The organism is Gemmatimonadota bacterium, assembly GCA_016209965.1.
In the GTDB taxonomy this organism is placed as follows: domain Bacteria; phylum Gemmatimonadota; class Gemmatimonadetes; order Longimicrobiales; family RSA9; genus JACQVE01.
On sequence record JACQVE010000164.1, the window covers coordinates 1 to 3,803 of the forward strand.

At 67.6% G+C, this 3,803-nt stretch carries 5 protein-coding genes; all 5 read right to left on the minus strand.

The genetic code is table 11. The features are described from left to right. Nucleotides 1-84: 84 nt before the first annotated feature. Nucleotides 85-519 (minus strand): hypothetical protein, encoded by a 435-nt coding sequence (locus HY703_06575; protein ID MBI4544839.1) that lies wholly within the window; start codon nt 517-519, stop codon nt 85-87. A gap of 19 nt (nt 520-538) precedes the next feature. Then, nucleotides 539-1,072, minus strand: coding sequence for a DUF4760 domain-containing protein (locus tag HY703_06580; protein ID MBI4544840.1), 534 nt, complete (start codon nt 1,070-1,072; stop codon nt 539-541). A gap of 129 nt (nt 1,073-1,201) precedes the next feature. After that, on the minus strand, nt 1,202-1,666 hold the full coding sequence (locus HY703_06585; protein ID MBI4544841.1) for a DUF2442 domain-containing protein: 465 nt from the start codon (nt 1,664-1,666) through the stop codon (nt 1,202-1,204). Further along, nucleotides 1,638-1,916, minus strand: a complete 279-nt coding sequence (locus tag HY703_06590) for a DUF4160 domain-containing protein (GenBank protein ID MBI4544842.1) — start codon at nt 1,914-1,916, stop codon at nt 1,638-1,640. Before HY703_06590 ends, HY703_06585 begins: the two co-directional genes overlap by 29 nt. A 91-nt stretch (nt 1,917-2,007) precedes the next feature. Further along, nucleotides 2,008-3,552, minus strand: a complete 1,545-nt coding sequence (locus HY703_06595; protein ID MBI4544843.1) for a benzoate-CoA ligase family protein — start codon at nt 3,550-3,552, stop codon at nt 2,008-2,010. Nucleotides 3,553-3,803: the final 251 nt, after the last annotated feature.

Genomic DNA, 3,803 nt, shown 5'->3' on the forward strand with positions numbered 1-3,803 from the left:
ATCTTGCGCAGGGCGATCAGCATCTGCCCGATCTGCTCGATCAGGCGCAGGATGTAGTCGCGCCGGTCCACGGATCGCCGCCCTTCAGATCAGTTGCTGCAGCACCAGCGTGAGCCGGAGCAGGAAATCATGCACCGGTTCGAGCAGCAGGCCCAGTCCGGCCCAGAGTGGGGCATACTCGAGCCGCACCAGGCCCTGGATGTGCCAGTGCGCGCGATCCGTATAGTCCCAGGGGCAGACGCCGATCAGCCGGCGGAGCAGCCAGCCGGTCGCGTATTCTAGGCTCATGAACCCGACGGCGTAGACCGGTGCCCGCAAGGCCCACGGCCAGGGGCGGAGCAGGTCGTGCATGGGCTCATAGACCGGGGCAATCAATCCGTAGATGGGCAGCATCCAGAGGTAGGTCGTTCCCTGGAGCCTCCAGCGCTCCCGGGGCGAGGCCACGGGGTGCGTCAACGCCGTCCAGACGATCTCGACGCACCAGCCCAGGACCCCGTAGAGAAAAAAGCGGATCAGCACGCGAGGGTCTAGAGGAGGGTCAGGGCAGCTTGAGGGCACGCGGCTGCTGCCTGGCCGGCGGCCTCCAGTGCCGGTGCTCGATGTGCGCGGGGACCGGCGGGCGCTCCGCCTCCCGCGCCATAACCCGCTCCGCCAGCCACTGGAACCACTCGAAGTAGGTCTCGCGACCCACCTCCTGCCTCGACTGCTTCACCACCGGCTCGAAGCTGCGCCACGCGGTGACGATCAGCCCGCTGAAGAAATCTTCCACCAGCTCGATGTCCACCTCGCCCCGGTAGACCAGCACGCCCAGGCTCTCAAACGTGCTCATGAGCAGCCACATGCCCTCCCGCTGCTCCTTGGGCGTGGCCGCGGCCTCGGGCTCGCCGTCGGGGAGCGCGAGGCAGCAGAAGGCCGCCCTCACGAACTCCGGACTCTGGTACGACTGCACCAGGGCCAGTGCCGCGTCGCGCCGGCGCCGCGCCCGGAACTGCTGGATCTGCGCGACGGCGAAGGCGAGGCCGGCGACCAGCGCGGCGGTGGAGATCAGATTCAGTGCCGTGGCTAGATTCATCGCGGACTCTACTTACCTCTTCAAAACCATCATTCGAGTGTTGAGTTGAGACCACCCGCAAGTTGCCCGTCTTGAGCCCATCGCCGTCGGCGGCCGACTGCGGCCGGTCAGACATCACCTCAGCCTCGCTCATGTGCCGGTCGTTCGCTTCCGCGCGGCGGCGGGCTTGCGAGGACGGCCACCCCTGCGCCCGTTCTCCCGAGCGGCTCGCGCTTTCGCCGGGGTGGACATGCGACCTCCCTTGCGCCCCATCTTCCGGGCCAGGATCCCCATCCAGCGGTCTGAACCGAGCAACTCTTCCAGCAGTCCAGCCACCGACACGTCGGCATCCAGCTTTTCCCAGTGCAACGTGTCCAGGGGCCAGATCTCGACCTCGCTCAGCTCCTCATCGGAAGCGCCCGCCAGCTCCTCCAGCCGGTCGACCGGCACGTGGATCTCGGCTCCGTTGGCGAGCTCCAGCACGAGCTTGCGAACTTCAGGCTCGTAGGCCGCGCGGACCGCGCGATACGGCGAGGTTTCCATTGCATGGCCCCGCCGCGCCGCCAGGCGCGTCTGGCGCGCAGCTTCACTTCCTCTTGCCTTCTTTCGGCGCATGGTACTCCTCCCATTTCTTCCGGTATGCGGCGCGCTTCTTTCGCACGAGCTCCAGCGCACGCCGGCGATCCCTCGGTTTCATCTTGGTGCTGAAGGCAAGAAGGTACGGCCCATCCTCTTCATCGCCCAGCGCAACCGAAGCGGCAGCTTGGCCGCCGCTCAGCATGACGTGTACATGTGGTGGGTGGCGTGCCGGCTCCCTCGTTCGGATGACCACACGATACCCCTCCCCACGGTCGATGGTCGGCATGCAAACGATAACCTAAGCGCTTGGGTTGGGCAAGAGCGCGGTGAATGGCCTGTGCTTGAGTCTCTGACGTGGATCGCGGATCTCAGGAGATTCACCTCCGCCCGCCACTACGGAGCTGCCCCCGGTCCACCTTTCCCAGGTGGGTGCGCGGCAGCGCCTCCAGGAACACGATCTCGCGCGGCGCCTTGTAGGACTCGAGCCGCTCGCGAACGAAGGCCTGGAGCGTCCCGGCCAGCTCCGGTGCGGGCGCGGAGCGGCAGACCACGTAGGCGTGCGGGCGCGTGAGCCCGTCGTCCTGAACCACGCCCACCACGCAGGCCTCGCGCACTTCCGGGTGCTGCAGCAGACAGTTCTCGACCTCCTGGGGCGAGAGCCATTTGCCGCTCACCTTGAGCATGTCGTCGGCCCGGCCGCAGTAAGTAAAGTAGCCGTCGGCGTCGCGGCGGATCATGTCCTCCGAGACGTACCACTCGCCGCGGAAGGCGCGCTGCGTGCGCTGCATCTGCTGCCAGTAGCCGAGGGCGCGCGAGTTCCCGCGCACCCACAGGTACCCGATCTCGCCCGTGGGCAGCTCGCGCCCCTGGTCGTTGCACACCCGGACCTCGAAGCCGGGCACGGCCTCGCCCAGCGTGCCCGGCCGCACGCGGCCGGGGCGGTTGGAAATGAAGATATGCCACTGCTCGGCGGTGCCGAGCCCGTCCAGCAGCTCGACGCCGAACGCGGCCTTCCAGCGCTGGTACAGCTCGACCGGCAGCGCTTCACCCGCCGACGTGGCCAGGCGCAGGCACGAGAGGTCCTGCGATGCTGCGTCCGGGGCGCTCACCATCTGCTGCACCATAGTGGGCACGTTGATCAGGATACTGGGGCGGTAGCGCCTGATCTTCTGGAACACCACCTCAGGCGTCGAGCGCTCCGGGAAGAGCACAGCGGAGGCGCCGGCGGCGAACGGGAAGAGCAGGTTGGAGCCCAGCGCGTAGCCGAAGAACAGCTTGGGCACGGAAAGGCTCACGTCTGCTTCCGTGTAGCCGATCACCTGCCGCGCGTAGCACTCGGTGCTGTTGGCGTACGAGGTGTGCGTCTGCACCACCGCCTTGGGGTGGCCGGTCGTGCCGCCCGAGAAGAGCCAGATGGCGGCGTCGTCTCGATGGCTGGGGAAGGTATCGAGCTCCGCCGGCTGCCGAGCGAGATCTTCTTCGAGCGCGGCGTCGCCGGCCACGATCAGACGCTTGAGGTGCCGGGCGCCGCGGGCGGCCGACTCGAACGTCTCCAGCGTCTCGCGGTGCGCCAGCACCACGGCCGCCCGCGTGTAGCGGTAGAAGTAGTCGACCGCCTCCTGGCGCAGGTGTGGATTGACCATCACCACGACCCCGCCAATCTTCAGGCAGCCGAAGAGCGCACCCACGAACTCGGGGCCATCGGGCAGGGCGATCAGCACGCGTTGCTCGGGCTCGACGCCGCTCTGGAGCAAGAGGTGGCCGAAGCGGTTGGCCAGCGCCTGCACCTCGCGGTAGGTGTGGTCGCCCCGATCGGTGCGCAGTGCGATGCGCTCGCCCTGGCCTTCCCGGACGCGCGCGTCCAGGAAGTAGTCCGCGATGTTGAACTGCTCGGGGGGCTGGAACGGCGCTCGAGAATCCATCTGACCTCAGATCGCCCAGGGAGGCGTCCTGTAACTACCTCAGACCCCCCCAACCAAACGTCTCGTAGGACCCCAGGAGGGTCACCTCGAAGTTGTAGTGTGCTCCCTTGCGGACAGCAAGGTCCCGAGCGCCCATGGTGCCGCCCCGCTGAACCCGCTGAACGCCGTCGGTTGTAGGCGTGAGCAGGCGCCCCTATATTCGCCCGCGCGGCACGTTTGCGGAGTGCGTATGGCTACACAGCCCCGGCGGC

What these genes read in the sequence shown, in the direction of transcription:
- HY703_06585 (MBI4544841.1), bottom strand. Translation starts at nt 1,666, where the DNA reads ATGCGCCGAAAGAAGGCAAGAGGAAGTGAAGCTGCGCGCCAGACGCGC.
- HY703_06595 (MBI4544843.1), bottom strand. Translation starts at nt 3,552, where the DNA reads ATGGATTCTCGAGCGCCGTTCCAGCCCCCCGAGCAGTTCAACATCGCG.
- HY703_06590 (MBI4544842.1), bottom strand. Translation starts at nt 1,916, where the DNA reads ATGCCGACCATCGACCGTGGGGAGGGGTATCGTGTGGTCATCCGAACG.
- HY703_06580 (MBI4544840.1), bottom strand. Translation starts at nt 1,072, where the DNA reads ATGAATCTAGCCACGGCACTGAATCTGATCTCCACCGCCGCGCTGGTC.